Genomic DNA, 25,743 nt, shown 5'->3' with positions numbered 1-25,743 from the left:
GAGATTCTTGGGCTCTTGGGAGTAGACCATGTCGATGGCAGACCGCGACGGCTTCATCTGGTATGACGGCAAGCTCGTTCCGTGGCGAGACGCGACCACGCACGTCCTGACGCACTCCCTGCACTACGGCCTGTCGGTGTTCGAAGGTGTACGCGCCTACCGTTCCGAGATCGGTACCGCCATTTTCCGCCTGGAAGACCACACCAACCGCCTGTTCAATTCGGCGCATATCTACCAGATTCCCATGCCCTTCGATCGCGACACGATCAATGAGGCGCAGCGGACGGTCGTGCGCGAGAACCAGCTGGAAGCCGGTTACCTGCGCCCCCTGGTGTTCTACGGCCCCGAGAAAATGGGGGTCTCTCCCAAGGGCGCGCGGGTGCACGTGGCCATTGCCGCCTGGCCCTGGGGCGCGTACCTGGGCGAAGAAGCACTATCCGAAGGCATCCGCGTCAAGGTGTCGTCCTTCGCGCGCCAGCACGTGAACGTCACGATGCCGCGCGCCAAGGTGGCCACCACCTACGCCAACTCCATCCTTGCCAATACCGAAGCCCTGCAAGACGGCTACGACGAGGCCTTGCTGCTGGACACCGAAGGCTTTGTGGCCGAGGGCTCCGGCGAGAACCTATTTATCGTCAAGGACGGCGTGCTCTGCGAGCCGGAAATCGCCTCTGCCCTGACCGGCATTACCCGCTCGACCATCCATGCGCTGGCCGCCGACCTGGGCCTGCGCGTGCTCACCAAGCGCCTGACGCGCGATGACGTCTACATTGCGGACGAAGCGTTCTTCACCGGTACCGCCGCCGAAGTGACGCCCATCCGGGAAGTTGACAACCGCCAGATCGGCTCCGGCCGGCGCGGCCCGATCACGGAGAAGCTGCAGAAAGCGTTTTTTGACGTGGTGAATGGCCGCAACCCGAAGTACCATCACTGGCTGAGTAAAGTCTGATCCGCGCGGCCCGGTCCAAGACCAGGCCGCAACATTGCCCCAACCTGCCGTTTACCGGTTTTTTTTCAGGAATATCCATGACCGCTGCTGCCCCGGCCGCCGTCCCCCACACCCACGAAGTCATCGAGGTCGGCGCCGACGACCTGCCCGTGTTCTGTCCGGGCCCCAAGGCGCCGCTCTGGAGCATGCACCCGCGCGTGTTCCTGGACGTGGCTCGCACCGGCTCCGCCAGCTGCGCCTACTGCGGCGCCGAATACCGCCTGAAGCCCGGCACCGTGCTGCTCGGCCACGGGCACTGAGTTACCCGCTCCACAACGTCCACCCGTTTCCGCAACCATGTTCGCCACGCCCGAAGAAGCAGAGCACGCGTTCTACGAAGCCCTCGAGCAGGCGGACGTCGTTCGCCTGATGCAAGTCTGGGCGGACGACGAGGAAGTCGTCTGCATCCACCCGGGAGGCCTGCGTATCGTCGGCCACTCGGCGGTGCACGACTCCTGGCAGCAGGTACTGGCCAACGGCCCCCTGCACGTGCGCCCTTTGCGCCCGCTGGTCATGCTGAGCATGATGTGCGCCGTGCACGTGCTGGTGGAACAGGTGGCGGTGCAGACGCGGGAAGGCACGCAATTCGCCAATTGCTACGCCACCAATATCTACCACAAGGGTCCCACCGGCTGGCGCATGGTCATGCACCATGCTTCGCCGGCGCCCACGGAAGCCGGGGTGCTCGACTTGCACGACGTACCCGACATGCTGCACTGAATCGGGTGGATTTTTAGTTGGCCGCTGCTCGTCTTGATACAACGCCCTGCCCCGTTCCCTCCTGGTTGCCCGGAGGCGACAGCCAGACGGTGTACGCCGCCTTGTTCGCGCAGTATCACCGGATCGCGTTCGTGCGCGATCGGGTCGACACGCCCGACACCGATTTCGTCGACTTCGATTGGACCGGTCCGGGCCTGTTCCCGCACAAGTCCGCCGACGGTGCGCCCGTCAGCGGCCAGCGCCCGGTCGCCAATGGCAAGACCGCGGCGGCCCGGTGGATGACGGATGCGGACTGGAAGTCCCTGCCGCATACGCCCGACACGCCCGCCCTGATCCTGTTCCACGGCCTGGAAGGCGGCAGTAACAGCCGCTATGCGCAATCCATTGCGCATCATTTCCGTGCGCGCGGCTGGATCGTGGTGATCGCGCATTTCCGAGGCTGCTCGGGCGTGCCCAACCGTCTGGCCCGCGCCTACTACTCCGGCGACTCGGCCGAGGTCGGCTTCCTGCTGGAAACCGTGCGCCAGCGCATCCCGCATGCGCGCTGGCATGCCGTGGGCGTTTCGCTGGGTGGCAACGCCCTGCTCAAATACCTGGGCGAGCACCAGGAAGACACCGGCTGGCTGACCGCCTGCGCGGGTGTCTCCGTGCCGCTGGATCTGGTGGCTTGCGGCAAGACGCTGTCCACCGGCGTATTCAATCGGCGGGTCTATACCGCCCATTTCCTGAAGACGCTCAAGCACAAAGTGCTGGAGAAGGCGCACCGCTACCCCGGCGCGGTCGACGTCATGCGTATTGCGCATGCGCATGACCTGCGCGAGTTCGATGACACCTACACGGCGCCCATGCATGGTTTTCGCAATGCGCTGGATTACTGGACGCGCGCCTCCAGCAAGCCGTGGCTGCCGAAGATCTCCGTGCCGACGCTGGTGCTCAATGCCCGCAACGATCCGTTCGTGCCGGCCGCCTCGCTGCCCACGCCCGAGGAATGCTCGTCCTCCATCCTGCTGCACCAGCCCACGGATGGCGGCCATGCCGGTTTTCCGACAGGCAGCTTCCCGGCGCACCTGAACTGGCTGCCACAGCGGCTGGGCCGCTTCTTCGAGACTGGCCTGTAAGACGCTGGCAGGGCGCGCGCGCCCTGCCAGGCCCGGCGTTCAACCCGACTTGAAGCGCTCCAGCAACTGGCGCTCTTCGGCCAGCTTGTCTTTGACTTCCTTGATCTGCACGTCGATCTGCGATTGTTCGTAGAAGTCGGTAGACATGCTGCGCGCCTGTTGCAATTGCGATTCGGCGGCGGCGTATGCGCCTGTCATGACGTAGTAGCGCGCCTGATCGCGGCGCGCGGCCACGGGCTTGCCATTGCGGTCCTCGCTCTGGGCCAGCATCTGGTAGAGGCTGGGCTCATCGCTGCCCCACTGCTTGATCTTGGCCCGCAGGTATTCCTGCGCGTCCGCGTGGCGGCCGACGCTTTGCAATGCCTGGGCGTAGGCGATGCCAAGGGCCCGATGTCCCGGCCAGCGCTTGGTGCCGGCCTGGGCCAGCTCCAGTGCGCGGGGGTAGTCTTTGCGGGCCAGGGCAATGTCCACGCTGAGCTTGGCCAATTGAGCCGAGCTGCGGCCGTCGGCCGACGCCAGGTTCCAGTTGCGCTCGGCCTCCGCCAGGTTGTTGCGCTGGTATGCCTGCAGCGCCAGGCCGTAATAGGCGGCGGACCGGCGCACGCCGGACAGCGCCTGGGCCTCGTCCTGCAATTGCTGGCTCGCGGTGCGCAGGCTGACCGCATCGCGGCCTTGCACCACGCGCATCTTGGCGCGCACGTACCAGAAGTCGTCGCTGTCCACGTGGCGCGCCACGGGTGACTGGTTGCGCACCCGGTTCTGCACATCCGACATACGTTCGATGGACAGAGGGTGGGTGCTGGCCCATGAGCCACCTCCCGCCCCTTCGTTCAGGCGCGACGCATTCATCAGGCGTCCGAACATCTGCGCCATGCCTTCGGCGTCATAGCCCGCCTTGGTCAGCATCTGCAGCCCGGCCCGGTCGGCCTCGCGTTCCGCATCGCGCGAAAAACCCAGTTGGCGGTTGATGGCTGCTGCCTGGCCAAAGGCCGCCACGCCCATTGCCAGATTGCCGCCCCCGCCGGCCAGTGCCGCAAGCAGGGCGCCGGCAAGGCTGGCCAACATGACCATGCCGTTCTGGTTTTGCTGGGTCATGCCGCGGGCGATGTGGCGCTGCACGACGTGGCCGATTTCGTGGGCCAGCACCGCGGCCAGTTCGGATTCGCTGCCGGAAGACACGATCAGGCCGGTGTTGACGCCGATGAAACCGCCAGGCATGGCGAAAGCGTTGATTTCGGGGTCGCGCACGCCGAACATCTCGACCTCGGGAACACCGCCGGGCGCGTACGCCGCCAGCTTGCGCCCCATGGTGGTGAGGTACTGGCTGAGTTCGGAATCGTCCACGTAGGTCGGGTCGCGCCGCCCCTGGGCCATGATGGCCTCGCCCAGGCTGCGCTCCAGCATGGGGGACAGCTCGGTAGCGGACGCCGCACCCATCGAGGGCAGCCCTATCGGCTGCGCCCAGGCGGCAATCGGGAGGGCGGGCATGGCCAAGGCCACGGACAGGCCGACGATTGCACCCCGTTTCGCAATCGAGCAAATGGATGGCATTTTCCTGCGGTTCATAAGCCTATGATAGCGATGAGCTTAAAATGTTTCATCGATACCCCCAACGAGGTCTCAATGCGTCCTGTCCGTAAAGCTGTTTTCCCTGTCGCTGGCATGGGTACGCGGTTCCTGCCCGCCACCAAGGCAATGCCCAAGGAAATGCTGCCCGTGGTCGACAAGCCGCTGATCCAATACGCCGTGGAAGAAGCCGTGGCTGCCGGAATCACCGACCTTATTTTCGTGACCGGGCGCAATAAGCGCGCCATCGAAGACCACTTCGACTCCGCCCCGGAACTGGAATCCGATCTGGAAAGCAAAGGCAAACATGAGCTGTTGGCCATGGTGCGGGGCATTCTACCCGCGCATGTGAATTGCCTCTACATCCGCCAATCCGCCCCGCTGGGGCTGGGCCACGCGGTGCTGTCCGCCGCGCCCGCGGTGGGCGACGAGCCCTTCGCCGTGCTGCTCGCCGACGACCTGATCGACTCCGACCAGCCCGCGCTGAAGCAACTGGTGGACGTAGCCGTGGCGCAGAACGCCAGCGTGCTGGGCGTGCAGGACGTGCCCCGCGCGGATACGCGCAAGTACGGCATCGTGGCTACCCGCCAGGGCGATGCCCGCGCCGACGGCCGCACCGAGCGCGTCACCCATATCGTGGAAAAGCCGGATCCCGAAGCCGCGCCGTCGACGCTCGCCGTCGTGGGCCGCTACGTGCTGGAAGCCGCTATCTTCGACCACTTGCGCTCCACCAAAATGGGCGCCGGCAACGAAATCCAGCTGACGGACGGCATCGCGTCGATGATGCGCGAGCGCGCCGTATATGCGCACCGCTATGAAGGCGTGCGCTACGACTGCGGCAGCAAGGCTGGCATGTTCCAGGCTACCGTGGCGCTGGGCAAGAAGTACCACGGCCTGCTGCCCGAGTAACGGCAGGCAGGCTGCATCCTCAGGCGGACACCGCCCGGGCCTTGGCCCTGGCCCGCGCCTGCGCGTCGCGGTCCGCCTTGCGCAGGCGTCCCTTTGCCGACAGGCGCATCAACGTCCCCAGGGCTACCATCAGGCCGATCACCTCGACCAGCGCTGCCGGTATCCACATGGTCAGGCCGCCGATGGTCTGGTCGGTCTGGGCCGACATCGCGATGGCCCGCCCGCACAGTTCAAAGAGCGGATAGATATCGCTTTCGGTGAAGGCGATGATCGCGCCGGCCACCATCTGCGGCAGCATGGTCAGCACGGGGGAGATGACCCGACCGCCCGGCGTCATGGCCGCGGGCGGCGCGGGCCTGCGGTCCAGGATCAGGTTCCAGTACATGAAGCCGCTGATCACCACCGACCAGTTCATCAGGCGGTAGAGCCGCCAGTCCAGCATGGAATAGAACTGCACCGACGGGATCAGCCAGACGATCACCAGGAAGACGAACAGGGCCGGGACGAAGATCTTGTGGGTGAGCACCGTCACCGTGGCGCGGCCGGCGCCGGTACGCAGGAAGTCGCGCAGCCGGACGCGCCAGCGCATGGGCAGCCCCGCCCGCATGACCTGGCCCGGGAAGGCCGCCATGACCAGCAGCGGCCCCAGGTGATGCAGCACCAGATGCTGGATGCGGTGAATGAAGAACATGCGCTCGGCGTAGTAGTCGAGCCGGGTATGCATGGACAGGTACAGCAGCACCATGCCCGTCCAGAACAGGATGCGGCGGGCGGCGGTCACATGATGGACCCGCTGGCCACGCACGAACAGCACGATGGCCACCAGGAAGGAGGCCACCAGCGTGGGAGAGAACTCCCAGGGTATGAGCCATTCGAGACTATCCATGCAAACCTTCCGGAAAACGTCGGGGCTGGACGGGGACGGGCGCCATGCGCCGCACCTGCCGATTGTAGTTGACCCCGGGCCGCCCCGCCGCCGGACTCAGAAACGGTGCGAAATGCCCGTGCCCACGCGCGTGGTGTGGGAATGGGCGGGGTCGAACTGGTCGTCCAGCGTGTAATTCGACGCATAGCCGGCAAAGGCATACAGCGTCGTGCGGGGAGACAGGGTGTACGTATAGCCCAGAGTCATCACCTGCGCATTGCGCGCCGTCATGCCGTTGTCCCAATGCCAGTCCGGATGTGCCAGCGACCATTGCACCAGGACGGCGCCCGGCCCCACAGGCACACTGGCGCCCACCAGCCAGGCGTTGACCGTGCCGCCACGGACGAACGCGGCGGGTCCCAGGCCCAGCCCCAAGCCGTCCGGGTCGCCACCATCCAGCCCGACATCGCCATTGCGCTGGCGCGACCACGCCAGGGACAGCTTCAGCACGTCGAAATCGTAAGAGGCGCCTAGCTGCACCGCCTGCGGCCGCCCATTGCTTCCCGGCGGGGCATCGGCCAGGCGCAACTGGTCCCACGTGGCTACCGCCAGCAAGGGCCCGTCCTCATATTTCAGGCCCAGGCTGAGCGCGCGGTTGTTGCTGGCGGTGCCGAAATGGTCCTGGCCGTCGGCGTCGAAGGAATAGCCGATCCCGGCCTGGAAGCCGCGCCAGGCCGGCGTGTAGTAATTGACCAGGTTGCTGAACTGATAGTTGTCGGACGCCTTGAACGTGGCGCCCATGCCCATTTCCTTCCAGGACGCGATTTCCAGCGAATTGCCGTAGACCTGCCCTATCGTATGTTGACGGCCTAACCGCAATTCGCCATAACTGTCGTGCCCCAGGCCCACCCAGGCAGCGTAGTTGAAGTAGCGGTCATCGTCGGCCCGCTTGCCGGACGAGGGATCGAAGCCGCTTTCCAACTGGAACCGGGCGTTCCATCCGCCGCCCATGTCTTCCTCCCCCGTCATGCCCCAGAGCGAGTCGGTCAGCCCGCCATTGAGCAACCCACTATGGCTGCCCTGTCCGGACACGTTTGTGACGGCCACCCCCGCATCCACCACGCCGTACAGGGACACCCCCTGCACGGCGTCCGCGCCGCGCGCGGTCAGGGGAGAAATCAGGCCGGCCGCCAACAGTACGGCAAAAGTAGCGATTCTCATGCGTTTCTCCTGAAGGCGCGGCAAGCTATTGCCAGCCGTAGCGGCGGACCCAGATGCCCTTCAACAACTGCGTCAGCGTGCAATAGGCCAACAGGATGCCAGCCAGCCAAGGGAAGTAGCTCCACGGCAGCGCCTGCAGCTGGAGGTATTCGGCCAGCGGCGAGAAAGGCAGCAGCAACCCCAGGGCAACGACCATCAGCGTCATGCCCATCAACGGCCAGGCGGCGCGGCTTTGCAGGAACGGGATCTTGCGTGTACGGATCATATGGACGATGAGCGTCTGCGACAACAGCCCCTCGACGAACCAGCCGGACTGGAACAGCGTCTGGTGCTCCGCGGTATTGGCCTGGAATACGTACCACATGAGCGCATAGGTGGCGATGTCGAACAGGGAACTGATCGGGCCGAAGAACACCATGAAGCGGCCAAGGCCATCAGGATCCCATTGCTGCGGCTTTTTCAGCAATTCTTCGTCGACATTGTCGAACGGAATCGCCGTCTGGGAAATGTCGTACATCAAGTTCTGCACCAGCAGATGGATGGGCAGCATCGGCAGGAAAGGCAGGAAAGCGCTCGCCACCAGCACCGAAAAGACGTTGCCGAAGTTCGAGCTGGCCGTCATCTTCAGGTACTTGAGCATATTGCAGAAGGTCTTGCGGCCTTCGATGACGCCATCCTCCAGCACCATCAGGCTTTTTTCCAGCAGGATGATGTCGGCCGCCTCCTTGGAGATATCGACGGCCGAATCCACGGATATGCCCACGTCGGCCGCCCGCAGCGCCGGCGCATCATTGATGCCGTCGCCCATGAAGCCCACGGTATTGCCCTGGGCCCTGAGGCTGCGCACGATGCGCTCCTTGTGTGCCGGCGTGAGGCGCGCGAACACGTTGGCCTCGCGCACGGCCGCGGCCAGTTGCGCCTCGTCCATCGCCTCGATATCAGAACCCAGGTAGACCTTGCGCACCTCGAACCCCACCTCGCGGCAGACCTTCTGGGTCACCAGTTCCACGTCGCCGGTCAGCACTTTCACATCGATGCCGGAATCCCTGAGCGCCTTGAGCGCGGGCGCGGTGGATTCCTTGGGCGGGTCCAGGAATGCGATGTACCCCACTAGCACCAGATCGGATTCGTCCGCGACGCCGTAGGTTTGCTGCGTGGGCGGCAACTCCCTCACGCCCACGGCGATGACGCGCAGGCCGTCACGGTTGAGGTCTGCCGTCACCTTGCGGATGTCCGCCCGGCGGGCATCGGTCAGCAGGTGTTCCTCGCTGCCCACGCGCAGCCGGGTGCAGACGGCCAACACCTCTTCCAGCGCCCCCTTGCAGATCAGTTCGTGGTGCTCGCGGCCGTTCTCGGTCTCGTTCACCACCACCGACATGCGCCGCCGGGAAAAGTCGAAGGGAATCTCGTCGACCTTGCGGTACTTCGCCGCCAGATCGAGTTTGCGTTCGACCTCGGCATGCTGCAGCACCGCCACGTCCAGCAGGTTCTTCAAGCCGGTCTGGTAGTAGCTGTTGAGATAGGCGTAGGCCAGCACGTCGTCGCTGCTGGTGCCGTATACGTCGGTGTGCCGCTCCAGCACGATGCGGTCCTGGGTCAGCGTGCCGGTCTTGTCCGTGCACAGCACGTTCATGGCACCCAGGTTCTGGATCGCGTCCAGCCGCTTGACGACCACCTTGCGGCGCGACATGCGCACAGCGCCCTTGGCCAGAGTGGCCGTGACGATCATGGGCAGCATTTCGGGCGTCAGGCCCACGGCGATGGCGAGCGCAAACAACAACGCTTCCATCCAGTCGCCCTTGGTGAACCCATTGATCAGCATGACGATGGGCGCCATCACCAGCATGAACCGGATAAGCACCCAGCTCACGCGGTTGATGCCTTGCTGGAACTGGGTCGGCGCGCGGCTCGTCTGCGTGACGCGCCCGGCCAATTGACCGAAGTAGCTGCGAGTGCCGGTCGCCACCACCAGGGCGCTGCCGGAACCGCTGACGACATTGGTGCCCATGAACGCCATGTTCTCCAACTCGAGGGCATTGGCAGTCTCGAGACGCTGCGTCGCATATTTCTCGACGGGCAGCGACTCGCCCGTCAGCGCGGCTTGCGCGATGAACAGGTCCTTGGCCGCAAGGATGCGGCAATCGGCGGGAATCATGTCGCCCGCCGACAGCAAAACCACGTCGCCCGGCACCAACTGCGCCAACGGCACCTCGACCTGCCGCGAACCGCTGACGTGCAGCGCCACGCCGAAATAGCGGCGGGCATCGCCTTCGGCCTGGGTGGCCGGGTCGCTGCGCAGGACGGTAGCGGTGTTTTGCACCATGGCCTTGAGCGCTTCGGCGGCGCGGCTGGAACGCTGTTCCTGCGCGAATCGCAATACGGTGGAAATGAGCACCATGGCCCCGATGATGAAAACCGCCATCCAGGATTGATCGTCCGGGACCGCCATGTGCACGTCGGTCAGCCAGGACAGCGCCGCCAGCGCGGTCAGCAGCAGGTTGAACGGGTTGCGATAGGACAGCCAGAGGTGGGCATGCCAGGAGAGCGGCTTTTCATGGTCGACTTCATTGGCGCCGTAGCGTTCGCGGGCGGTCTGCGCCTGGGCCTCCGACAGCCCGCCACGGCTGCTGCCGAACAACGAGAACAAAGCGCCAAAATCCATGCGCGCCAGGTCCAGCATCTGGCGGTTGGCATGGCGAGCCGTGTCGGAGGAGGCGGCGGCAGCCGCGCCCCGCTCGGGCATGGGTGAGCGGCGGAAGTGTCTAGCGGTATGGCGCAGGCCCGCCGCCGACGTAAAGAAGGACTTGAGAAACTTGAACATCGGAGTGCTCCGGTTATACGTGTAGTTGTCGGAGACACGGACCACCCTGCCCTGCTGCCGCCCACGCGCGGGCAGCAGCAGGCCGCGGCTTTCGCTCAGAAAGCCGTCAAACCGCCGCTTACGGGCGTGCGCAGGCACCGGGGCAATGTTGCCGGTATCCGGATCGCATGGAAATGCGCCGGGTGCGGAAAACGGAAGGGAGCTAGCGAAGGAACCGATACCGGCGGCGAGGGCGCACAAGACGTGGGCCAGGCCGGGGATTCCAGGCTGCGGACTCCGTACGGGCCAGGATGACTATCCCGCCTGTCGGTTCGCAGCGAATAGACAGGTCAGGCAGGCATGCCGGCGCCGCGCACTGGGCGCAATCGAGGCTCGGGGTCTAAGGCACTGGGCATGATCTCTCCTGGGGAAGAAAGGGCGGCTTCAGGCCAGCGCGGCCTGCGCGGCTTGGGCGCCGAAATGCACGTGACGCACGGCGGGATTGGCGCTCAGGCGGCGCGCCTGCGACATCAGTTCGCCCCGCAGCTCCGGGGGGCAATTGACGGTGATGCAGGCGGACGCCATGCCAGGGTCCCGGCCCTGGTCGATCTGTACTTGCGAGACGTCCAGGCCGGCGGCGCTGAAGTCCAGGCAGATCTGCTTGCGCAAGGCGCCCAGCTCGTCGCGCGGACAGATGACCGTCAAGCGCGATGTGCCGCGGCGGCGGCTCAGGGCGGCAGAACGGTCCACGCCGGCGCGGCGCAGGAACAAGTCGAAGAAACGCATAACGACCTCCATTGCAAGAATGGGGAGCGTGATCGCGAATACGCGCGCACCTCCGCTGCGTTCAGCGGACAGGCACGAAAAACGTGCACGAACGCGGACGCTGCGACTGGCGGCGGTTCTGGCGGTTTATGTTGGGGAGGTTCCCGGCAAGCCGCTGGCTTGCGCGATTGCCCGGGCGTGAGCCTGGAGCTTGGGATACAACCGCAACCTGTTCAACAGGCTGCGGCAGACGGAGTTCTGCGTGGACCTGTTAAACAGCGACGTCGATGCAAGATCGACAACTTTCGCCGGAATCGGTATTCACGAAGACTGCTCCTGGGATGGATAACAGGCAGGATTTTACGCGGGTTTCCACTTATGGACAAGGTTTTTGCCACGAAATCTGGCTTGATCGTGGCAAAACCGGCTGGGGCCGAAGCCCCCAGCGCAACGTGCCGCTCAAACGTAGAAATGCCAGCCCAGATAGGCGGCGAACACGGCATACAGGCCGCCCACCGCCGACAAGGCCGGCACGCTCATGACCGAACGGCGGAAGCGCAGCCACAGCAGACCGATCGAGAGCATGGTGAACAGGCCCGCCGCGAGCAGAGGGCCGTCCAGCAACCACGGCGTCATGAAGATGCCCAGCGCGCTGGGGATAGTTGCCTGGATCATCATGGCGCCCGAAATGTTGGCCAGCGCCAGCCGCTCCTTGCCCTGGCGGACCCAGATCAGTGCATTCATGATTTCCGGCAACTCGGTCGCAACTGGCGCCAGCAACAACGCCGCCACGTGGGGCGACGCGCCCATGGCCACGCCCAGCACTTCAATCTGATTCACGAACACGTGCGAAGCTCCGGCGATCACGACCAAGGCCATGACGGTCTGCGCCACCGACCAGAACATCGTCGGGTTTTCGTCGCGGGGGCGCAGCTTGAGCGGCTCGAGATCCTCGCTGTCCAGGCTCTCTTCGTCGTTGCTGAGCTCGCGCTTGACGTAGAGACCGTAAGTGGCCAGGAACAAGATGCCCAGCCAAGGCTTCCAGGCGAAAGCCAGCAGGCCCAGGCCGACCTTGAAAATGAAGATGCCCATGAACCAGGCCTGGTCGCGGGCCAGCCGGCGCTGGTCCGCGTTGATACAGGCCGCCTGCGTGGCCCGGCCCCGGCGCGAGCGCCAAAGGGTCAGGCCGACCACCGCATAAGCCAGCGTGGCCAGCACCAGCGGGCCGCCCATGGCGGCGCCAACGCCTATGTCTTTTTGCTCTGGGGTGTCGCCGAAGACCACGGCCATGAAGGTCACGGCACTTTCCGGCAAGGCGGTGCCGAAGGCGGCGAGCACAGTACCGGTCGCAGTGGCGCCAAGCTGGAAGCGATGACCGACCCATTCAACGCCGTTCACGAAGAACTCACAGGCGAAGTAGATCACTGCCGCAGACAGGAAAAACAGGAACAGGGTGAGAAACATATAGGCGAGCCGGACGAGCAGAAACCAATTGGCGCGACGTCGCGGCTCGCCCGGCCAAGGGTGAACGCAACGCGGCCAAAGGTCTCGCCTGGCTGCTCCATGCGGCGGGCGTGCCGCAGCGCATGGATACCGCTAGCGCCATGGAGTTCTAGCGGCTGCTCCGCAGCGCTGAACCACCAAGTCTGTTGACGCTAGCTCCTTTGAGGGGACAAAGGATGGCTACTCCCCAATGACAGAGCCGCGATTGTAGCAGCTTGCCCGAAGCGGTCCAGCGGATTCGGCGTGGCCTGCGCGGGGTGTCGTATCCGAGGGATGGCAGGTAAAGTAAACGGCATCATCACCTTGCCGGGGTTCGCGCCCCACTCCGCCATGAGCCTGCCTCCCGAAGACATCGCCCCTTACGCCGCGCGGCGCCAACGCCTGATGGAGCAGATGCGCGCCGATGGAGGCGGCATTGCGATCCTGGCGACCGCACCGGAAGCCACTCGCAACCGAGACGCCGAATACCCCTATCGGCATGACAGCGATTTTTTCTACCTGACCGGGTTCACCGAACCCGGCGCCTGGCTGGTGCTGATCGCGGGAGCGACCGACCGCTCGGTGCTCTTCTGCCGCCCACGCCACATCGAGCATGAAATCTGGGAGGGCAAGCGTTTCGGCCCCGAGGCGGCGGCGGCGCATTTCGGCTTTGACGACGCCCATCCGCTCGATGCGCTGGACGAGCTGATGCCCGCGCTGCTGCAGGACCACGCCACCCTGTACGCGCCCTTGGCCAGCGACAAGCGCAACGACGGCCGCCTGCACCGCTGGCTGGCCGCGGCGCGCGAGGCCAGCCGTGGCGGCCATGCTCCCCCCTCCCGCCAACAGGACATCCGGCCCCTGCTGGCCGAAATGCGGTTGATCAAGGACGCCAGCGAAATTGCCGCAATGCGGCGGGCGGCCAAGATTTCCGCGGGCGCCCACGTGCGCGCCATGCGCGTCGCCCGCCCCGGCATGCGCGAATACGAGATCGAGGCCGAACTGCTGTACGAATTCCGCCGCCATGGCGCGCAGTCGGTGGCCTACAACAGCATCGTCGCAGCGGGCGCGAACGCCTGCGTGCTGCACTACCCGGCCGGCGAGGCCGTGCTGCGCGACGGTGACCTGGTCCTGATCGACGCGGGCTGCGAAGTCGACAGCTATGCCAGCGACATCACCCGGACCTTTCCCGTGAACGGCCGCTACAGCGGCCCGCAGCGCGCGCTGTACGACCTGACGGTGGCGGCCCAGGACGCCGCCGCCCAGGCCACCGCGCCCGGCCGCAGTTTCAACGACGGCCATCAGGCCGCCCTGCGCGTGCTGGCGCAAGGCATGCTGGACCTGAAGCTCTTGAAAGGTTCGTTGGACGGCGTGCTGGAATCCGGCGACTACAGCCGTTTCTACATGCACCGCACGGGCCACTGGCTGGGCCTGGACGTGCACGACGTGGGCGACTACCGCCAGCCCGGCGCGGCCCATGGCGCCGAACGCCCCTGGCGCAGGCTGGAAGCCGGGATGATGCTGACGATCGAACCGGGCATCTATGTGCGGCCCGCCGATGATGTACCCGAGGCGTACTGGAACATCGGCATCCGTACCGAAGACGACGCGCTGGTCACGGACGAGGGCTGCGAGCTCATCACCCGGGGAGTCCCCGTGCAGGCTGGGGAAATCGAAGCGCTGATGCGCGAATAGGATCGCGGCGCGGCTGGCGCGCGCTAGAACACGTAGCCGTCCAGCCAGCCCATGGCGATCCAGGTGTAGACCACCACCATGGCGATGGCAAACATGGAGACAATGGCGCCGACCAGGCAGGCCAGGATGGCGACCAGCACCGGTCCCCAGCCGGTCCGCGTGGGTCGGCCCAGGCCGGCGTTGTAGAGGCGGTCGAATTTCTCGTCCGGCATCAGCGAAAACACCGCGCTTTCGATGAAGCCGTCGATCATGGGAATGAACAGCAGGAAGAATGCCGGGTTGTCGTACCAGACGGGATAGAAGCGCACCGCGCAGAACAGGCTGATGAGCGCCAACGCGGTCACCAGCCAGGCGTGGCGCCGACCCAGATACCACCAGTGCGCGCCTACCGCGCCGAACAGGCAGGCCAGCAGGCCCACCGTGACTTTGCCGCGCGGACGGCGGGCGGGTGCGGCGGACAGCGGGGAGGAAGCCTGGAGCTGCGTCATGTCGGTCGACCGGAAAAAGGACCACGGCGCCAAGAAGCGCCGGCTGCTGCGGATTGTAGTGGACGGTTAAAATCCGGTCATGACTTCATCCGCCTTCGACATAGCGATACTAGGCGCCGGCCCGGTGGGCCGCGTGCTGGCCCTGATGCTGGCCCGTGTGGCGCCGGACCCGGCGCGCATCGCGCTGCTTGCGGGCAGCCCGCCCGCCCCGGTCGCGCCGTCGGCGGCGGCGCCGGCCACGGATCCCCGCGTGCTGGCCATGAACCACGGCAGCCGGGTATTGCTGGAAGCGCTGCATGCCTGGCCCGACCGCTCGGCCGACATCCGCAACATCCATGTATCGCAACGCGGCCGGCTGGGCCGCACCCTGATCCAGAATACCGATTTCGGCGTGCCGCAGCTGGGCAGCGTGGTCGCGTATTCCGGGCTGCACGCGAAGCTGGACGAATGCGTGGCCGCCTGTGGGGTTACTGTCCTGCCGGGTCCGCCCGCCAGGATCGGCCTGCAGGATGCCGATGGCGTGCGCGTCCACCAAGGCGATACGACGCTGCTGTGCCGGGTCGCTGTGCAGTCCGATGGCGCGGGCGCGAACGACGTGCGGCGCGACTACGACCAGCACGCCGTGCTGACCACGGCCCATGCCACCCTGCCCCGCCGCGGCTGGGCGTGGGAACGCTTCACCGCCGAAGGTCCGCTGGCGCTGCTGCCGCACCCGCAGACCCCGGACGCCTATTCCGTGGTCTGGTGCTGCACCCCCGAGCGAGCCGCCGAAGTGGCCGCGTTGGACAATGCCGCCTTTTCGCGGGCGCTGTCGCAGGCTTTCGGCGACCGCCTGGGCCGGCTTTCCAGCCAGGCGCCGCGGCATGTCTTTCCGCTGGCGCTCAGCGCCCGCCGCGCCCAGGTGCATGGCCGCGTGGCGGCGATCGGCAATGCCGCGCAAACGCTGCATCCGGTCGCCGGCCAAGGCCTGAACCTGGGGCTGCGTGACGCGGCCCGCCTCGCCCAGACGCTGGGCGGCTGGCTGCCCCATCCCGAGGTCAACCCGGCGTTCGCCCTCGCGGAATTCGCCGGGGCTCGCCATGTGGACCGGCTCATCACCGCTGGCCTGACGGATCTGATGCCCCGAATCTTCTCGACCGGCCTGGCTCCCGTGGAGCATGCTTGCGGCCTGGCCTTATTGGGGATGGATCTGGCTTCTCCTCTGCGCGCGCCACTGGCGCAGCATCTGCTGCAAGGTTTCCGCGCCTGATTTCCCCTGAATCCGTCCCCGAACAAGGGCTGGATTGTCTGTTTTCGCCTTCCCTTGTTACGAAGTGTTCTCCAGGTGACAAAGGGGGCACGATTGAGCCGGTTAAAATGTGAGCATGCGCATAGGTCAATGGACCCTTCCCAACAACGTGCTGGTCGCGCCCATGGCGGGCGTGACCGACCGTCCTTTCCGCCAGCTTTGCAAGAAGCTGGGGGCGGGCTACGCCGTGTCGGAAATGGCCGCAAGCAACCCGAGGCTGTGGGATAGCGTCAAGACTTCCCGCCGCCTGAACCATGACGGCGAAATCGCCCCCATTTCCGTGCAGATTGCCGGCGCCGACCCCGCCATGATGGCGGAGGCGGCGGCGTTCAATGCCGGAAAGGGTGCGCGGATCATCGACATCAACATGGGCTGCCCGGTCAAAAAGGTCTGCAACGTGGCGTCCGGGTCGGCGCTGCTGCGCCACGAAGACCAGATCGCCCGCATCCTGGACGCCGTCGTATCGGCCTGCGCGCCCCTGGGCGTGCCGGTAACGCTGAAGACCCGGACCGGCTGGGACCGCGAAAGCCGCAACGCCTTGCGGGTGGCGAAAATGGCGGAAAACGCCGGCATCGCCGCCCTGACCTTGCACGGACGCACCCGCGCCGACCTCTATACGGGCGAGGCGGAATATGACACTATCCGCGCCGTCAAGGCCGAGCTGAAAATCCCCGTTGTCGCCAACGGGGACATCACCTCGCCAGAAAAAGCCAAGTACGTCCTGGATTACACTGGCGCCGACGCGGTCATGATCGGCCGGGCGGCACAAGGCCGTCCCTGGATTTTCCGCGAAATCGACCACTACCTGCGCACGGGCGAAACACTGGCCCCTCCCTCCTATGGGGAAATGCGCGAGCTGCTGCTCGAACATCTCGACGACCACTACCGGTTCTATGGCGAGCACACTGGCGTACGCACAGCGCGCAAGCACATAGGCTGGTATCTGGACGGCCTGCCGGGCGCAGACTCGTTCTGTGCCCGCATGAATCTGATCGACAATACCCGCGACCAGTGGCGGGCCGTGTCGGACTGGTTCGATCTCATCTCGCGCGACGGCGGATCCCATCCGGCGCCGGTCGCAGAAGCCCTGCTGGCGGCATAACCGCCTCAACACCAACATAAAAATATCTGTACTCAAATGAGCAAGAAAGATGTCCTGGAAGAATGCGTGCGCGCCAGCCTGGAGCGCTATTTCGAAGACTTGGGCGAATCCGAGCCCCACGACATGTGGGACATGGTGATGCGCTGCGTGGAGCGCCCGGTGCTTGAAGTAGCGTTGGAACGGTCGGGCGGCAATCAGTCGCGGGCATCCGAAATGCTGGGCATCACCCGCAACACCCTGCGCAAGAAGTTGCTGGCGCACAATATCCAGGTATAGCTTTCGCGCGCGGGCGGCGTGCGTATCGCCTCGCCCGCACCCCAGATTTCCCATCAGACCTGAACGAGAAAGGCGCCCCCGCCCCACTCCCGTCCCTCACCATGAAAATCGAAACCGCCCTGCTTTCGGTGTCCGACAAGACCGGCATCGTTGAATTTGCCCGCGCCCTCGCCACGCGTGGCGTGCGCCTGCTGTCCACCGGCGGCACCGCCAAGCTGCTGGCCGACTCCGGCCTGACCGTCACCGAAGTGGCGGCCCACACGGGTTCGCCTGAAATTCTCGATGGCCGCGTCAAGACGCTGCATCCGAAGATCCACGGCGGCCTGCTGGCGCGCCGCGACAGCGCCGAACACATGGACACCATCAAGGCGGCGGGCATCGACCGCATCGACATGCTGGTGGTGAACCTGTACCCGTTCCGCGAAACCGTGGCCAAGCCGGACTGCACCTTCGCCGACGCCGTTGAGAACATCGACATCGGCGGCCCGGCCATGCTGCGCGCGGCGGCCAAGAACCACGGCACCGAAGCCGGCGGCGTGACGGTGGTGATCGACCCCGTCGATTACTCCCGCGTGCTGGCTGAAATGGACAAGGGCGGCAACACCTCGTACGGGCTGCGCCTGGAACTGGCCTCCAAGGTCTACGCCCATACCGCCGCATACGATGGCGCCATCGCTGCCTACCTGACCAGCTTGGCGGAAGCCGAGCCCAAGCAGGAAGCCGTACCCGCCCGCAATGAATGGCCGGGCACCCTGACCCTGCAGGTCAAGCAGGAACAAGCGCTGCGCTACGGCGAGAACCCGCACCAGACCGCCGCCTTCTACGTGGATGCGCAGCGTCCGGCCGGCCTGTTGGGCAACTACCGCCAATTGCAGGGCAAGGAACTGTCCTACAACAACATCGCGGACGCCGACGCCGCCTGGGAATGCGCGCGCAGCTTCGAAGCGCCCGCCTGCGTCATCGTCAAGCACGCCAACCCCTGCGGCGTGGCGGTCGCAGCCGACACGCTGGGCGCCTACCAACAAGCCTTCAAGACCGATCCCACTTCGGCTTTCGGCGGCATCATCGCTTTCAACCGCCCGGTGGACGCCGCCACGGCCGAAGCCGTGAGCGCCCAGTTCCTGGAAGTGCTGCTGGCTCCCGCCTATGACGGCGCCGCGCTGGCCATCCTGGCCGCCAAGAAGAACGTGCGCGTCCTGGAAGTGCCGATGGGCACGGGCCAGAACGCTTTTGACGTCAAGCGCGTGGGCGGCGGCTGGCTGGTGCAGAGCCCGGACGCCTACAACGTGCCGCGCGACGCGCTCAAGGTGGTCACCAAGCGCCAGCCCACCGAAGAGGAAATGAACGATCTGGCCTTCGCCTGGAAGGTCGCCAAGTACGTCAAGTCCAACGCCATCGTGTTCGTCGGCGGCGGCATGACCCTGGGCGTGGGCGCCGGCCAGATGAGCCGCATCGACTCGGCCCGCATCGCCTCGATCAAGGCCGAGAACGCCGGATTGACCCTGAAGGGCTCGGCCGTGGCGTCCGACGCCTTCTTCCCGTTCCGCGACGGCCTGGACGTGGTGGTGGCCGCGGGCGCGACCTGCGTGATCCAGCCTGGCGGCAGCGTGCGCGATGACGAAGTGATTGCCGCGGCCGACGAGCACGGCATCGCCATGGTGCTGACCGGCACCCGCCACTTCCGCCACTGATGCGCGTCCTCGGCATCGATCCCGGCTTGCGCCGCACCGGCTTTGGTGTGATCGATGCCGACGGCCCGCGCCTGCGCTACGTGGCCAGCGGGACCATCGTGGTTCCGCCCGCGCTTACGCTGCCCGAACGTCTCAAAGTCATCCTGGACAATCTGCGCCAGGTGGCGCGCGACACCCAACCGGACGTGGCGGCGCTGGAAATCATCTTCCTGAACACCAACCCCGCGTCCACGCTGCTGCTGGGCCAGGCGCGCGGCGCCGCGCTGTGCGCGCTGGCCGACAGCTCGCTGCCCGTGCACGAGTACACCGCGCTGCAAATCAAGAAGGCCGTGGTCGGCACGGGCCGCGCCGCCAAGGAACAGGTGCAGATGATGGTGCAGCATCTGCTGGCGCTGGACGGCTCGCCCGCGCCCGATTCGGCGGACGCCCTGGCCTGCGCCATCTGTCATGCCCATGCCGGACCATTGCAGGACAAGCTGGAGCGCCTGGGCGCCTCCTTGCGCATGAGCGGCAAGACCCGCATCCGCAACGGGCGCCTGATCGGCTGACGCGCTGCTGCGCGACGGTTTGCCGCCAGGCGGGCCGGGTTCCCGCCGATTGCACGCCCGCGCGTATAGAATCCCCGCATCCGCCGCGCTTTCAGCGGCCTCACTCTTGCCAAGCCTACCTCGCCATGATCGGACGCATCACAGGAACCCTGATCGAAAAACTCCCGCCCACCATCTGCGTGGATGTGGGTGGTCTGGGTTATGACATCGACGTGCCCATGAGCACGCTGTACTCGCTGCCCGACACGGGCGCCCGCGTCACGCTATACACGCACCTGACGGTGCGCGAAGACGCCCATATCCTTTATGGATTCGCCACGGCCGGCGAACGCAGCGCTTTCCGCGAATTGATCAAGGTCAGCGGCATCGGCGCGCGCACCGCCCTGTCGGTGCTGTCGGGGCTGTCGGTGGCGGACCTGGCGCAAGCCATCACCTTGCAGGAATCTGGCCGCCTTACGCGCGTGCCCGGCATCGGCAAGAAAACCGCCGAACGCCTGCTGCTGGAAATGCGGGGCAAACTGGGCGCGGACATCGGCGCATCGCCGCATGCGGCGCCCGACAACCAGTCGGACATCCTCAATGCGCTGCTGGCGCTGGGCTACTCCGAGAAGGAATCGCTGTCGGCACTGAAGACGCTGCCGGAAGGCGTAGGCGTGTCCGACGGCATCAAGCAGGCATTGAAGGCGCTGGTGCGCTGAGCGGGCCTACAAATAACGGGGCGCCACGGCTTCCAGGCCCGTCGGCACCACGTGCAGTTCGGGCGCGATCGGCCCGGTACAGATGTTGTCGCGCCGCAGGGAATCCAGGTTGTCGCGAGACATCAGCGGCGTGCCGGGCAAGCATTCGAACAGCCTTGCCTGCATGCGGCCCACCCCCATCGGCATGTTGATCACGGGCCTGGGATGCCCGCCCCAGGCGGCGCACAGGCGGGCGATCTCACCCAGGGTGTAGACCTGGGGCCCCCCCAATTCATAGGTCTTGCCGCAAGTGTGCGTATTACCGAGCGCCGCCACGATGGCGGCGACCACGTCGCCCACATAGACCGGCTGCATGCGCACGTGCGCGCCCGCCAGCGGCAACACCGGCAGCCAGCGCGCCAGGCCGGCAAACATATTGGTGAAGCGGTCGTCGGGCCCGAACACCACGGACGGACGGAAAATGGTCCAGCCGCCCTCCTGCCGGCCTTGGAATTCCTGCTTGATGGCGGCTTCACCATCGCCCTTGGAACGTTGGTACATGCTGTCGCCATTGGAGTCGGCGCCGAGCGCGCTGACGTGCAGCAGCCGCTGCGTGCCCCGCCGCAGGCAGGCTTGCGCGATACGCTGCGGCAACAGCACGTGTGCCCGAGCGAAATCCGAGCCATAGGGCCGGCCAAAATTGCCGTGCAGAATGCCGACCAGATTGATGACGGCAGTGCAGCCATCCAGCAGGCCGTCCAGCGTGGCATCGTCATGCACATCGCATTCGAGCAAGGTGACCGTGGGAAGAATCTGCAAATCGCGCCCGCGGCTGTAGAGCCGGGTGGGAACGACGATCTGATGCTGATCGGCGGAAAGCCGCGCTACCAGATGGCGGCCGATGAAACCGGTGCCGCCGATGACAAGGATACGCATGTCGCAGCCCCTGTTCGTCAGGATTCAGTCCCGATTCTGCCTTGCACGCGCTACATCCGCAAGCGCGTATCGGCGGCCCCGAAAAGGGGCCGCCTGCGGTATCAGGCCGCCAACAGCTTGGCGTAGTTCGGAAGGTCGACGTTGCCGCCGCTGATGATGACACCCACCCGCGCGCCGCGCACCGGCACCACGTTCTGCATGACAGCGGCCGCGCCCAGGCAGCCGGTGGGTTCCACCACCATCTTCATGCGCTCGGCAAAAAAGCGCATGGTGCTGACCAATTGCTCGTCCGTCACCGTGACGATGTCGCGCACATGCTTCTGGATGAGCGGGAAGGTGAGGTTGCCCAGGTGCGTCGTGGCAGCGCCATCGGCCAAGGTCTTGGGAGCGGGAATACGGACGATTTCACCCTTGCGCAGGGACTGCTGGCCGTCGTTGCCGGCTTCCGGCTCGACGCCATAGACCAGGCAGCGCGGGCTCAGCGCGAAGGCGGACAGGGCCGATCCCGACAGCAGGCCGCCGCCGCCCAGGCATACGAACAGGTAATCCAGTTCGCCCACTTCCTCGAACAGTTCCTTGGCGGCCGTGCCCTGGCCAGCGATCACGTCTTCGTGGTCGTAGGGCGGGATCAGCGTGGCACCGGTTTCCGCCTGGATACGGCGGGCGATCGCCTCGCGGTCTTCGGTGTAGCGGTCATACGTGACGATCTTGCCGCCATAGCCTTCCGTGGCGGCGCGCTTGGCGGCCGGCGCGTCCAGCGGCATGATGATGGTAGCCTGCACGCCCTGCAGCTTGGAAGCCAGGGCGATGGCCTGCGCGTGGTTGCCCGATGAGAACGTCACGACGCCAGCGGCGCGCTGCTCCGGCGTCAAGCGCGCGATGGCGTTATAGCCGCCCCGGAACTTGAAAGCGCCCATGCGCTGGAAGTTCTCGCACTTGAAGAAGACCGACGCGCCGCTGATCGCATCGGCGGTGGCCGAGGTCAGTACGGGCGTGCGGTGCGCGTTGCCGGCCAGGCGCTCGCTGGCGCGCACGATGTCGTCATAGGTGGGCAATTCGGGCTGCATGGGGTGAGGTCCTTTGATCGCGGAGAAGAATCAAAACCTCCGGATGATAAACCCGCGGCGCCCGGGGCGCGCGCCGCCTACTTGCCGAAAAGGTCGCCCGACCCGGCCGTGGCGCCGGCCGGCGGGGTCAGGCCCAGGTGGCGCCAGGTAGTCAGCGTGGCGGTACGGCCGCGCGGCGTGCGCTGCAGATAGCCATGCTGGATCAGGTAGGGTTCGATCACGTCCTCGATCGTGTCGCGCTCTTCGCCTATGGCCGCCGCCAGGCTGTCCACGCCGACGGGGCCGCCGTCGAACTTGTGGATGATGGCCTCGAGCAGCTTGCGGTCCATCAGGTCCAGGCCTTGCGGATCCACTTCCAGCATGGCCAGCGCGCGGCCCGCGACCTCGGCGTCGATAGTGCCGCCGGCCTTGACCTCGGCATAGTCGCGCACCCGGCGCAACAGCCGATTGGCGATGCGCGGCGTCCCGCGGGCGCGCCGCGCCACCTCGGCCGCGCCATCCGGCGTGATGCCTGCGTTGAGCAGACCGGCGCTGCGCGTAACAATGTGGCCGAGATCGGTGGCGTTGTAGAACTCCAGCCGCGACACGATGCCGAAGCGGTCACGCAGGGGATTGGTCAGCATGCCGGCGCGGGTGGTGGCGCCAACGAGGGTAAAGGGTTGCAGGTCCAGCTTCACGCTGCGCGCGGCCGGCCCTTCCCCGATCAGGATGTCGATCTGGAAATCCTCCAGCGCCGGGTAGAGGATTTCCTCGACCACAGGCGACAGGCGGTGGATTTCGTCGATGAACAGGACGTCGTTCTTTTCCAGGTTGGTCAAGAGCGCCGCCAGGTCGCCAGGGCGTTCCAGCACCGGCCCGGAGGTCTGGCGCAGCTGCACGCCCATTTCATGGGCAATGATGTGGGCCAGCGTGGTCTTGCCCAGGCCCGGCGGCCCGAACAGCAGCACGTGGTCCAGCGCTTCGCCGCGCTTCCTCGCGGCGGCGATGAAGATCTCCAACTGTTCGCGGGCGCGCTGCTGGCCAACGTACTCGTCCAGCGCCTTGGGCCGCAAGGCGCGTTCGATCGACTCCTCGTTGGGCGACACCGGCTGCGGCGCCACGATACGGGGGGCGTCGGGACGGGAGGAAAGTGAATCGGACTGGATGGCCATGGTGCGGAAACGACAAAGTACTGAGCAGGATGCATCGTACCGTAGCGCGGCCCGCCCCGGGGGGCGGGCACGCCGGCGCGGGGCGCCCTAGGGCGTTTCGGACAGCGGCAGCCTGACCCGCACGCACAGCCCGCCTGACGCCGCCTCGAGCAGCTCCAGCGAACCGCCATGCGCGCGCGCGATGGCCTCGGCCAGCGCAAGGCCCAATCCCACGCTGCCGGTGCGCGTACGCGCGTCGTCCAGGCGGCTGAACGGGCGCAATGCCTCCAGGCGCCGTTCCGGCACGATGCCCGGGCCATGGTCGGCCACGTCCAGCACCGCATGCCGTCCCTCGTGCCGCAGACTGACCTCGACTGGCGGGGCGCCATGGTTCAAGGCATTGCCGATCAGGTTGTCCAGCAAGCGGCCCAGCGCCACCGCGTCCGCCTGTACCACCAGGGCTGCGGCGTCATCGCCGGATCTCAGGCTGATGTCGGTGCCGGCCCCCTGCCATGCGCCCACGCGCTCGGTCAGCCAATCGGAAAGATTCATGGAGGCGTAGCGGTAGGCGGCAGGGTCGGTACCGCGCACGAAGCCGATGAACTGATCAACCATGTGCTGCATATCCTGCAGGTCCGCGCGCAGCCCTTCCTTCAGCTTGGAATCATCCGCCAACTCGATCCGCAGCCACATCCGCGACAGCGGCCCCTTCAAGTCGTGCGGCAGGCCCGACAGCAGGGTGCGGCGCACCGAGTCGGATTCCGACAGCGCGTCCAACATGGCGTTGAAGCGTTCGCCCAGCACCCGGGTCTCATGTGGCCCCGAGGGTTCGACCCGCTGAGGTTGCCCGGCGGCCAGGCGGTCGGCCGCATCGGCCAGCCGGGTAATGGGACGCGTGATGTGCCACGAAAAGCCCACCGCCAGCAATAGCAGCAAGCCCAGGCCGCCCAGCCAGGCGGCGATGAACGGCGTGGCAACCGGCGGATCCAGGCGCTCCAGCGGGATGACCAGCCACTCGCGCAAGCGCGGCACGTCTTCGCTGGCGGAATTGGGCGCCAGCGAAATGAAGATCTCCGGCGTGGGACCGCGAGACAGCGCCACCCGCGTGCCATCGTTCAGGCGTTCATTGAGCTGCTGGACCAGCACCCGCAGATCGCGGCGGATGTCGTCCGGTTCGGGTTGGTAGCGGCGGCCGTGTTCCTCGCGGTCGCGGGCTCGCTCGCCTTCGCGCGCGCTCGCGCGCTCATCGCGTCCATTTCCGTGATCGTCGTCGCGCACTTCGGGCGGGGGTGGTGCCGGCGGACCGTGGATCTGCGTTTCCGACGCGGGCGGCGGCGGGGGCCGCGGAGCCGCCTTGGGCGGAGGACGGCGGCCATTGAAGCGCTGCAGCTTGGCCTCGGCCGGCAGCACCCGCGACCAAAGCCGCCATTGGTTCTGCGAGGCCGTGCGCACAAACTCCGCACGTTCTTCCGCAGGCACCTGCGACACGGCGGCGCGCAGCGTGCGGATGGTCGTGACGATGTAGCCGATGGCTACGTCTTCCATGAACTTGTGCCGAAAGTACGACACCGTCACCAAGGTGGCCGCCTGCGTCAGCAGGACCGAGCCCAGGATCAGCAGGATCAGCCTTGCCCGCAGCGATCGCGGTACCAGAAAACCGGGGGAAAGGCGCATCAGGGCGAGAACCGGTAGCCGATGCCCCAGACGGTCTGGATCCAGCGCGGCTGCTTGGGATCGTCTTCGATGACCCGGCGCAGGCGCAGGATGGCGATGTCGATGGCGCGGTCATTGCGCTCGCCCGCATCGTCGTCGCGCGCCAGCGCCAGCAGGCGTTCGCGCGACAGCGGCTTGCCGGCGTTGCGCACCAGCGCCTCGAGCAGGTTGATCTCGCCTCCGGTCAGCTTGACCACCGTGCCATCGCGCGACAGTTGGCGGGTGGAGGGATCGAAAATGAAGGGACCGAACGCGACCGGCGCGTCCTTGGTCAGCGCGGAGGGACCGCGCTTGCGGCGCAGCACGGCCTCGATGCGGGCCAGCAGCTCGCGCGGGTCGAACGGCTTGCCGACGTAATCGTCCGCGCCGGCTTCCAGGCCGATGATGCGGTCTACCGCTTCGTCGCGCGCCGTCAACAGGATGACGGGGATGTCCTCGCCCTGCTCACGCAGGCGGCGGCAGGCGTCCGCACCATCGCCGCCCGGCAACATGCGGTCCAGCACCAGGAGGTCGGGCGCGTAGCGGGTAATGCGGGACGACAGGTCGGTGGCGTCCGGCGCCAGCAGCGTGTCGTAACCGTGGCGGTTGAGGTAGTCGGCCAGCAATTGCCGTAAGGCGGGGTCGTCGTCGACGACCAGCAGCTTGGTGTGGGGATTGTCCATGGATGCCATAGTGCGGCCCGTCGCGCCCTGCCGCAA

General features: G+C 66.3%; 24 protein-coding genes and 1 riboswitch. Of the genes, 12 read left to right on the top strand and 12 right to left on the bottom strand.

Annotated elements, in window-relative coordinates:
• Positions 1-28 precede the first annotated feature (28 nt).
• The 4 genes from VCS63_RS07925 (at position 29) to VCS63_RS07910 (ending at position 2,826) form a co-directional block, all read left to right on the top strand.
• Positions 29-949 carry a branched-chain amino acid transaminase gene (locus VCS63_RS07925; RefSeq protein WP_063642195.1) on the top strand — a complete coding sequence of 307 codons (921 nt, stop codon included), beginning with the start codon at positions 29-31 and terminating at the stop codon, positions 947-949.
• 77 nt (positions 950-1,026) lie between these two features.
• Complete coding sequence (locus VCS63_RS07920; RefSeq protein WP_323879225.1) at positions 1,027-1,248, top strand: zinc-finger domain-containing protein; 222 nt, start codon at positions 1,027-1,029, stop codon at positions 1,246-1,248.
• Positions 1,249-1,285: 37 nt separating this feature from the next.
• The gene (locus VCS63_RS07915) at positions 1,286-1,708 is read left to right on the top strand and encodes a YybH family protein (RefSeq protein WP_042796551.1); all 423 of its coding nucleotides are present in this window, start codon (positions 1,286-1,288) and stop codon (positions 1,706-1,708) included.
• 17 nt (positions 1,709-1,725) lie between these two features.
• The gene (locus tag VCS63_RS07910) at positions 1,726-2,826 is read left to right on the top strand and encodes a YheT family hydrolase (RefSeq protein ID WP_063642197.1); all 1,101 of its coding nucleotides are present in this window, start codon (positions 1,726-1,728) and stop codon (positions 2,824-2,826) included.
• A gap of 39 nt (positions 2,827-2,865) precedes the next feature.
• On the opposite strand, the gene VCS63_RS07905 is transcribed toward VCS63_RS07910, so the two are convergent.
• Positions 2,866-4,392, bottom strand: coding sequence for a M48 family metalloprotease (locus VCS63_RS07905; protein WP_063642198.1), 1,527 nt, complete (start codon positions 4,390-4,392; stop codon positions 2,866-2,868).
• A gap of 57 nt (positions 4,393-4,449) precedes the next feature.
• Between VCS63_RS07905 and galU the strand changes: the two genes are divergently transcribed.
• Positions 4,450-5,301 (top strand): UTP--glucose-1-phosphate uridylyltransferase GalU, encoded by an 852-nt coding sequence (gene galU, locus VCS63_RS07900; RefSeq protein ID WP_063642351.1) that lies wholly within the window; start codon positions 4,450-4,452, stop codon positions 5,299-5,301.
• 19 nt (positions 5,302-5,320) lie between these two features.
• Here the strand turns inward: galU and VCS63_RS07895 are convergent, their stop codons facing one another.
• The 5 genes from VCS63_RS07895 to VCS63_RS07875 all read right to left on the bottom strand — a co-directional run bounded on the left by VCS63_RS07895 (position 5,321) and on the right by VCS63_RS07875 (position 12,416).
• Positions 5,321-6,187, bottom strand: coding sequence for a cytochrome c oxidase assembly protein (locus VCS63_RS07895; RefSeq protein WP_042796548.1), 867 nt, complete (start codon positions 6,185-6,187; stop codon positions 5,321-5,323).
• A gap of 96 nt (positions 6,188-6,283) precedes the next feature.
• Positions 6,284-7,387 carry a porin gene (locus VCS63_RS07890; RefSeq protein WP_323879220.1) on the bottom strand — a complete coding sequence of 368 codons (1,104 nt, stop codon included), beginning with the start codon at positions 7,385-7,387 and terminating at the stop codon, positions 6,284-6,286.
• Positions 7,388-7,412: 25 nt separating this feature from the next.
• Entirely contained in the window at positions 7,413-10,208 is a 2,796-nt protein-coding gene (gene mgtA, locus VCS63_RS07885) for a magnesium-translocating P-type ATPase (RefSeq protein WP_112966589.1), read from the bottom strand.
• Positions 10,209-10,631: 423 nt separating this feature from the next.
• Complete coding sequence (locus VCS63_RS07880) at positions 10,632-10,973, bottom strand: hypothetical protein (RefSeq protein ID WP_042796545.1); 342 nt, start codon at positions 10,971-10,973, stop codon at positions 10,632-10,634.
• Positions 10,974-11,411: 438 nt separating this feature from the next.
• Entirely contained in the window at positions 11,412-12,416 is a 1,005-nt protein-coding gene (locus tag VCS63_RS07875; RefSeq protein WP_042796544.1) for a sodium:calcium antiporter, read from the bottom strand.
• Positions 12,417-12,496: 80 nt separating this feature from the next.
• A riboswitch (yybP-ykoY riboswitch) is annotated at positions 12,497-12,663 on the bottom strand.
• A 122-nt stretch (positions 12,664-12,785) separates the two neighbouring features.
• On the opposite strand from VCS63_RS07875, the gene VCS63_RS07870 reads away from it, so the two are divergent.
• Complete coding sequence (locus tag VCS63_RS07870; protein ID WP_042797572.1) at positions 12,786-14,129, top strand: aminopeptidase P N-terminal domain-containing protein; 1,344 nt, start codon at positions 12,786-12,788, stop codon at positions 14,127-14,129.
• A gap of 23 nt (positions 14,130-14,152) precedes the next feature.
• Here the strand turns inward: VCS63_RS07870 and VCS63_RS07865 are convergent, their stop codons facing one another.
• A complete protein-coding gene (locus tag VCS63_RS07865) occupies positions 14,153-14,617 on the bottom strand; it encodes a hypothetical protein (protein ID WP_063642202.1) in 465 nt (154 codons plus the stop codon).
• 79 nt (positions 14,618-14,696) lie between these two features.
• On the opposite strand from VCS63_RS07865, the gene VCS63_RS07860 reads away from it, so the two are divergent.
• From VCS63_RS07860 to ruvA, 6 genes are all read left to right on the top strand, one after another.
• Entirely contained in the window at positions 14,697-15,866 is a 1,170-nt protein-coding gene (locus VCS63_RS07860) for a UbiH/UbiF/VisC/COQ6 family ubiquinone biosynthesis hydroxylase (RefSeq protein WP_323879216.1), read from the top strand.
• 115 nt (positions 15,867-15,981) lie between these two features.
• Positions 15,982-17,007: a tRNA dihydrouridine synthase DusB gene (gene dusB / locus VCS63_RS07855; RefSeq protein WP_063642204.1), complete on the top strand. Its 1,026-nt coding sequence runs from the start codon at positions 15,982-15,984 to the stop codon at positions 17,005-17,007.
• A gap of 36 nt (positions 17,008-17,043) precedes the next feature.
• Positions 17,044-17,283 (top strand): helix-turn-helix domain-containing protein, encoded by a 240-nt coding sequence (locus tag VCS63_RS07850; protein ID WP_006217670.1) that lies wholly within the window; start codon positions 17,044-17,046, stop codon positions 17,281-17,283.
• Positions 17,284-17,384: 101 nt separating this feature from the next.
• Positions 17,385-18,974 carry a bifunctional phosphoribosylaminoimidazolecarboxamide formyltransferase/IMP cyclohydrolase gene (purH, locus tag VCS63_RS07845; RefSeq protein ID WP_042796540.1) on the top strand — a complete coding sequence of 530 codons (1,590 nt, stop codon included), beginning with the start codon at positions 17,385-17,387 and terminating at the stop codon, positions 18,972-18,974.
• Complete coding sequence (gene ruvC, locus VCS63_RS07840) at positions 18,974-19,522, top strand: crossover junction endodeoxyribonuclease RuvC (RefSeq protein WP_323879200.1); 549 nt, start codon at positions 18,974-18,976, stop codon at positions 19,520-19,522. The genes purH and ruvC overlap by 1 nt, the downstream gene beginning before the upstream one ends.
• Positions 19,523-19,647: 125 nt before the next feature.
• A complete protein-coding gene (ruvA, locus tag VCS63_RS07835) occupies positions 19,648-20,220 on the top strand; it encodes a Holliday junction branch migration protein RuvA (protein ID WP_042796538.1) in 573 nt (190 codons plus the stop codon).
• Between the two features lie 6 nt (positions 20,221-20,226).
• On the opposite strand, the gene VCS63_RS07830 is transcribed toward ruvA, so the two are convergent.
• The 5 genes from VCS63_RS07830 to VCS63_RS07810 all read right to left on the bottom strand — a co-directional run bounded on the left by VCS63_RS07830 (position 20,227) and on the right by VCS63_RS07810 (position 25,707).
• Entirely contained in the window at positions 20,227-21,135 is a 909-nt protein-coding gene (locus VCS63_RS07830) for a complex I NDUFA9 subunit family protein (protein WP_042796537.1), read from the bottom strand.
• 101 nt (positions 21,136-21,236) lie between these two features.
• Positions 21,237-22,202, bottom strand: a complete 966-nt coding sequence (locus VCS63_RS07825) for a threo-3-hydroxy-L-aspartate ammonia-lyase (RefSeq protein WP_323879195.1) — start codon at positions 22,200-22,202, stop codon at positions 21,237-21,239.
• Between the two features lie 77 nt (positions 22,203-22,279).
• On the bottom strand, positions 22,280-23,353 hold the full coding sequence (gene ruvB, locus VCS63_RS07820; RefSeq protein WP_063642208.1) for a Holliday junction branch migration DNA helicase RuvB: 1,074 nt from the start codon (positions 23,351-23,353) through the stop codon (positions 22,280-22,282).
• Positions 23,354-23,440: 87 nt separating this feature from the next.
• Positions 23,441-25,006, bottom strand: coding sequence for a sensor histidine kinase (locus tag VCS63_RS07815; RefSeq protein ID WP_323879192.1), 1,566 nt, complete (start codon positions 25,004-25,006; stop codon positions 23,441-23,443).
• On the bottom strand, positions 25,006-25,707 hold the full coding sequence (locus VCS63_RS07810; protein ID WP_042797571.1) for a response regulator: 702 nt from the start codon (positions 25,705-25,707) through the stop codon (positions 25,006-25,008). The genes VCS63_RS07815 and VCS63_RS07810 overlap by 1 nt, the downstream gene beginning before the upstream one ends.
• Positions 25,708-25,743: the final 36 nt, after the last annotated feature.

Source organism: Achromobacter sp. D10 (assembly GCF_035282245.1).
GTDB lineage: Bacteria > Pseudomonadota > Gammaproteobacteria > Burkholderiales > Burkholderiaceae_B > Achromobacter > Achromobacter insolitus.
Note: the sequence above shows the minus strand (reverse complement) of the source record. Positions and strands in the feature narration are given on the sequence as shown.

Coding starts and splice junctions, on each gene's coding strand:
- VCS63_RS07925 (WP_063642195.1), top strand. CDS start 29: ATGTCGATGGCAGACCGCGACGGCTTCATCTGGTATGACGGCAAGCTC.
- VCS63_RS07920 (WP_323879225.1), top strand. CDS start 1,027: ATGACCGCTGCTGCCCCGGCCGCCGTCCCCCACACCCACGAAGTCATC.
- VCS63_RS07915 (WP_042796551.1), top strand. CDS start 1,286: ATGTTCGCCACGCCCGAAGAAGCAGAGCACGCGTTCTACGAAGCCCTC.
- VCS63_RS07905 (WP_063642198.1), bottom strand. CDS start 4,392: ATGAACCGCAGGAAAATGCCATCCATTTGCTCGATTGCGAAACGGGGT.
- galU (WP_063642351.1), top strand. CDS start 4,450: ATGCGTCCTGTCCGTAAAGCTGTTTTCCCTGTCGCTGGCATGGGTACG.
- VCS63_RS07895 (WP_042796548.1), bottom strand. CDS start 6,187: ATGGATAGTCTCGAATGGCTCATACCCTGGGAGTTCTCTCCCACGCTG.
- VCS63_RS07890 (WP_323879220.1), bottom strand. CDS start 7,387: ATGAGAATCGCTACTTTTGCCGTACTGTTGGCGGCCGGCCTGATTTCT.
- mgtA (WP_112966589.1), bottom strand. CDS start 10,208: ATGTTCAAGTTTCTCAAGTCCTTCTTTACGTCGGCGGCGGGCCTGCGC.
- VCS63_RS07880 (WP_042796545.1), bottom strand. CDS start 10,973: ATGCGTTTCTTCGACTTGTTCCTGCGCCGCGCCGGCGTGGACCGTTCT.
- VCS63_RS07875 (WP_042796544.1), bottom strand. CDS start 12,416: ATGTTTCTCACCCTGTTCCTGTTTTTCCTGTCTGCGGCAGTGATCTAC.
- VCS63_RS07870 (WP_042797572.1), top strand. CDS start 12,786: ATGAGCCTGCCTCCCGAAGACATCGCCCCTTACGCCGCGCGGCGCCAA.
- VCS63_RS07865 (WP_063642202.1), bottom strand. CDS start 14,617: ATGACGCAGCTCCAGGCTTCCTCCCCGCTGTCCGCCGCACCCGCCCGC.
- VCS63_RS07860 (WP_323879216.1), top strand. CDS start 14,697: ATGACTTCATCCGCCTTCGACATAGCGATACTAGGCGCCGGCCCGGTG.
- dusB (WP_063642204.1), top strand. CDS start 15,982: ATGCGCATAGGTCAATGGACCCTTCCCAACAACGTGCTGGTCGCGCCC.
- VCS63_RS07850 (WP_006217670.1), top strand. CDS start 17,044: ATGAGCAAGAAAGATGTCCTGGAAGAATGCGTGCGCGCCAGCCTGGAG.
- purH (WP_042796540.1), top strand. CDS start 17,385: ATGAAAATCGAAACCGCCCTGCTTTCGGTGTCCGACAAGACCGGCATC.
- ruvC (WP_323879200.1), top strand. CDS start 18,974: ATGCGCGTCCTCGGCATCGATCCCGGCTTGCGCCGCACCGGCTTTGGT.
- ruvA (WP_042796538.1), top strand. CDS start 19,648: ATGATCGGACGCATCACAGGAACCCTGATCGAAAAACTCCCGCCCACC.
- VCS63_RS07830 (WP_042796537.1), bottom strand. CDS start 21,135: ATGCGTATCCTTGTCATCGGCGGCACCGGTTTCATCGGCCGCCATCTG.
- VCS63_RS07825 (WP_323879195.1), bottom strand. CDS start 22,202: ATGCAGCCCGAATTGCCCACCTATGACGACATCGTGCGCGCCAGCGAG.
- ruvB (WP_063642208.1), bottom strand. CDS start 23,353: ATGGCCATCCAGTCCGATTCACTTTCCTCCCGTCCCGACGCCCCCCGT.
- VCS63_RS07815 (WP_323879192.1), bottom strand. CDS start 25,006: ATGCGCCTTTCCCCCGGTTTTCTGGTACCGCGATCGCTGCGGGCAAGG.
- VCS63_RS07810 (WP_042797571.1), bottom strand. CDS start 25,707: ATGGACAATCCCCACACCAAGCTGCTGGTCGTCGACGACGACCCCGCC.